The sequence below is a fragment of the Brooklawnia sp. genome (genome assembly GCF_049651565.1).
Classification (GTDB): domain Bacteria; phylum Actinomycetota; class Actinomycetes; order Propionibacteriales; family Propionibacteriaceae; genus Brooklawnia.
Window position 1 is genome coordinate 1 of record NZ_JBASCI010000047.1, and the last position, 4075, is coordinate 4075.

Genomic DNA, 4075 nt, shown 5'->3' on the forward strand with positions numbered 1-4075 from the left:
GTGCTGTGTCGCCTCGCTGATCATCGCCGCCATCGGATCGGAGCCGTCGAAGTCCGCCCCGCCGATCCCGCCCAGCGCCCGGTTGCGCACCGATTTCGGCAGGAACGGCAGGCTGGCGACCAGCGCCTGCGCAAAGACGCCGGCCGGCGGCCAGCCGAGGGTGAAGACCGGCTCCAGCAGCACCAGCGTCCGCACCCGCTCGGGGTGGACGCTGGCGTAGGTGGCCGCGGTGGCAGCGCCGAACGAGTGTCCCACCAGGTGCGCACCGCCCGGTGCGAGCTGGCTGACTACCTGGTCGATCCACGCGGCCTGCTCGTCGAAGCTGGTCAGCGGGGTGCCTTGCACCGACAGCCCGGCGTCACCAAGGGCGTCCATCGCGATCACCCGATGGGACGCCAGGTAGTGCGGCAGGTTGTCCAGCCACATCGGCACCCCGGAAGAGCGCCCGGGCATCAGCAGCACCGGTGTGTCCGGCGCATCGGCCGGTCCGGCCCACTCGTAGGCGCGCACCGTCCCCCAGTTCGTCGGCAGGTCATGGACGGTGGTCGGCTCGGGCAGAACGGCGAAGGCCTTGCGGTAGGCGTCCAGGTAGGCCCGTTGGCCGTCGGCATCGTCGAAGTGGCCGATACCGGGTGGGCCGGTGAACGTTCGCCAGATCGACCACGCCCCAACCAGCGCCAGCAGGACGACCAATGTGGTCAGCATCCTTCGCGGCCAGCGCCGGCCGGTAGGACGCGATGTGGTTGCGGCGGATGGGTGGGTGACAGTGGCCATGTCTTCACAATACGTTCGTATTGGACCGTGTTCAAGGCGTCCGGATCTACAGTGAGGGCGTGACTGAAGCAGCCGTCCTGCCTCGCCGTGAACGGATAATCCGCGCGCTATTCGAGGTGATCTACCACAGCGGTGTGGATGGAGTCAGCATGCGGGCGGTCGCTGAGGCCGCCCAGGTGTCAGTGGGCGCAATCCAGCACCACTTCGGGTCACGCGAGCAACTGATCATCGCGGGGTGCCGCGCCATCGTGGCCGGGGCGGAAGCTGCGCACCGTGAGCGCAGCCAGGATGCAGCGCCACTCCAGACGTTGCGCAGCATCGTGGCCTCGCCGATTCCGCGCACCCAGCAGTTCCGGATCGGGAGCACCGTGTGGTTCGCCTACCTGGCGAAGGCGACGTCGAATCCGGACGTCGGGACTCTGCTGTTGGAGACTGCCGTGGGCACACACCGCGAATGCGTCCGGCTGCTTGATGCGGTTGGGGTGTCGGACGGGACGTCGACGGCCACCCGCCTGCTGGCCCTGGGTGAAGGGCTGGGCCAGCGCGTGCTGATCGGGGCACTGTCGGCCGACGAAGCGCTTGGTCTGTTGGACGCCGAACTGGCCGTGATCGCCGGAAGCGCCTGATGTCCTCCGTTCTCGCGGCCGTGCTGGTCGGCGTGATCGTCGGAATCGTGGTGGGCGCCCTGGGCGCCGGCGGCGGCATCCTGTCGGTGCCGATCCTGGTCTACGCGCTCGGTCAGCACCCGCACTCGGCCACCGCGAGCTCGCTGGTGATCGTCGGCAGCACCGCCGTGGCCGGGCTGGTGCACCACGTGCGCCGACGGACGGTGGACTGGGGCAACGGCGTCACCTTCGGGTTGCTCGGCGTGGCCGGCTCGTTCGCCGGTTCACGGATCTCGGTCCAGCTGGACGGCCGGGTACTGCTGGCCCTGTTCGCGGTGCTGCTCGCCCTGGTCGCCGTCGCCATGTTCCGCAGCGCCCTGATCGGCAGGCGCGGCTCCGGCCGAGAGCCGGTCGAGCCTCCGGCAGGCGGGCGGAATTGGTTGCGCACGATCGCGCTTGCCACCCTGACCGGGCTGCTCACCGGTCTGTTCGGCGTCGGCGGCGGGTTCATCGTGGTCCCGATCCTGGTGCTGGTGCTCAGGGTGCCGATCCGGACCGCGGCCGGCACCTCGCTGGTGGTGATGATGATCGCCTCGATCAGTGGCCTGCTGTCCCGAATCGGCACCGGAGTGGTGATCGACTGGCCGCTGACCATGGCATTCGCGCTGGCCAGCATGCTGGGTGGCCTGCTCGGCGGGCCGGCCTCGGCGCGCCTGCCCGGCTGGGTGCTGACCATGGTCTTCGCGGGCCTGCTTGCCGCGGTCGCGGTCGGGATGGGCACGGCTGTGGCGCTGGGCATCACGTGAACACTGCGTGAATCCGTCGTTGCGGTTTGGTCTGCTGATCGGGGCCGAATAGCCTGAGCCCAATTGGCCGTTGTCGGCCGAGGTCGCGATGAGGAGTTCACATGGCCAGTCAGCCCGTCCGTCCGCCGGTCGAGGAACCGAACGCCAGCGGCAAGTTCTCCATCAGCGAGGACTGGCTCGCGTTCACCGTTGGCCTGATCCTGTTGGCGCTCTGCCTGACCGGCATCATTCCCGAGGGGTTGATCCCGTGACCGACAAATCGCACCTGACCTCGTCCGTGCCCGCTACCGCGGGCGAGACCGCCACGCCGGTTGGCGCCGCGACCACCGGCGCCGCGCCGGCGTCCAGGCGCAGCAATGCGCTGTGGACCGCCACGGGAGCCGCCGTCCTGCTCGGCCTGGCTGCCGTAGTGCACTGGCTGACCATCTGGGTGCCGGAAGCCACCCAGGGCACCGGCTTCGGCCGGGTCGCCAAGTCCATCGAGTTCCCGGTCTACGCAATCCTGATCGGCTTCGGCGCCAACGCGTTGCTGTCGGCGCTGGGTGTCCGCAAGCAGATGTCGTCGGCCTTCCGCACCGAGTTCCTGATCAAGACCGGTCTGGTGCTGCTGGGCGCGTCGGTCAACTTCGCCGTCATCGCCAGGGCCGCCCTGCCAGCGGTCGCCCAGGCGGTCCTGCTCATCGGCGTGGTCTTCCTGTTCACCTGGTGGTTCGCCGGGCTGCTCGGGCTGGACGACCGACTGCGCGCCCTGCTGAGTTCGGCAGTGTCCATCTGTGGGGTTTCAGCGGCGGTCGCTGCCGCCGGCGCAGTGCAGGCCAAGAAGGAGCAGCTCGCCTACACCGCGTCGCTGGTAATCGTCTTCGCGGTGCCGATGATCTTCTTCCTGCCGTGGGCCGCCAATCTGCTCGGCCTCACCCCGGCCGTCACCGGCGCCTGGATCGGCGGCAACATCGACACCACCGCCGCAGTGACCGCTGCCGGCACGATGGCCGGCGAGCAGCCCCTGCAGATCGCCACCATCGTCAAGGTGACCCAGAACGCGCTGCTCGGCGTGGTCGCGGTGCTGCTGTCGATGTACTTCACGTTCAAGGTGGAACGCCAGGCCGGCAACTCCCGACCGAAGCTGGTCACCCTGTGGCACAGCTTCCCGAAGTTCGTGCTTGGCTTCCTGATCGCCTCGGTCGTCGCCACCATCTTCTCCGCGGTAGTCGATCCGGTGGTGGCCAAGCCGGCGATCGGCGTCGCCGACGACCTGCGCACCTGGTTCCTCACCCTGGCCTTCGTCAGTATCGGCCTGGAGTTCAGCTTCGGGTCGCTGAAGGAGGCGGGTTGGAAGCCGGTGGCCGTGTTCGCGGTCGCCACCGTGGTGAACCTGGCCGTCGGCCTGCTGCTCGCCACCGTGCTGTGGGGTGGCTTCACCTTCTGATCATGGCCGCCATGGGTGCCGATGCGTCCCGCGTGAACCTGCCCGGCCAACTGTCCGCCGCCCGGGCAGTTGTGCTGCTTTCGCCCTGCCGGCTGGACGAGGCGATCGCCCCGGTGGAGGTGCTGCTGCAGGAGGGGTTGAACGTCTTCAGCGTCGACCCGGCTGGACGACTGACCCCGGGAATGCTCGCCAACACGTTCGGACCGCGGCTGACAATCGGCGTCCACGACCTGCGCACGGTCGACCAGGCACACTGGGCCGTCGAACAGGGCGCCTCCTTCGCCTTCTCACTGCCACGTCCGGAAATCGCCGCCGTGCTGGCCGACGCCAGGGTGCCGCACCTGCTGGCGGCACTCACCCCGGTGGAGGTGGACGCCGCCTGGAGGTCGGGTGCCGCCGGAGTGCAGGTGGTCCCGGCCAACGCGTTCGGGGGCGGCTACGCCACCCAGTTGACCGCGCTGGTG

5 protein-coding genes and 1 pseudogene are annotated in these 4075 nt (G+C 69.2%); 5 read left to right on the forward strand and 1 reads right to left on the reverse strand.

From position 1 onward, the window contains the following. The coding region (locus WBL05_RS02350; RefSeq protein ID WP_424223477.1) for an alpha/beta fold hydrolase at positions 1-705 on the reverse strand (705 nt) is incomplete at its 3' end. A gap of 128 nt (positions 706-833) precedes the next feature. Here WBL05_RS02350 and WBL05_RS02355 point away from each other — a divergent pair. The 5 genes and pseudogenes from WBL05_RS02355 to WBL05_RS02375 all read left to right on the forward strand — a co-directional run. Next, complete coding sequence (locus WBL05_RS02355; protein WP_424223479.1) at positions 834-1400, forward strand: TetR/AcrR family transcriptional regulator; 567 nt, start codon at positions 834-836, stop codon at positions 1398-1400. Next, positions 1400-2185: a sulfite exporter TauE/SafE family protein gene (locus WBL05_RS02360; RefSeq protein WP_424223481.1), complete on the forward strand. Its 786-nt coding sequence runs from the start codon at positions 1400-1402 to the stop codon at positions 2183-2185. The genes WBL05_RS02355 and WBL05_RS02360 overlap by 1 nt, the downstream gene beginning before the upstream one ends. Positions 2186-2286: 101 nt before the next feature. Next, positions 2287-2436, forward strand: coding sequence for a hypothetical protein (locus tag WBL05_RS02365; protein WP_424223483.1), 150 nt, complete (start codon positions 2287-2289; stop codon positions 2434-2436). Continuing rightward, positions 2433-3611: a YeiH family protein gene (locus WBL05_RS02370; protein ID WP_424223485.1), complete on the forward strand. Its 1179-nt coding sequence runs from the start codon at positions 2433-2435 to the stop codon at positions 3609-3611. The genes WBL05_RS02365 and WBL05_RS02370 overlap by 4 nt, the downstream gene beginning before the upstream one ends. A gap of 2 nt (positions 3612-3613) precedes the next feature. Next, positions 3614-4075, forward strand: a pseudogene (locus tag WBL05_RS02375) (hypothetical protein); the annotation flags it as partial.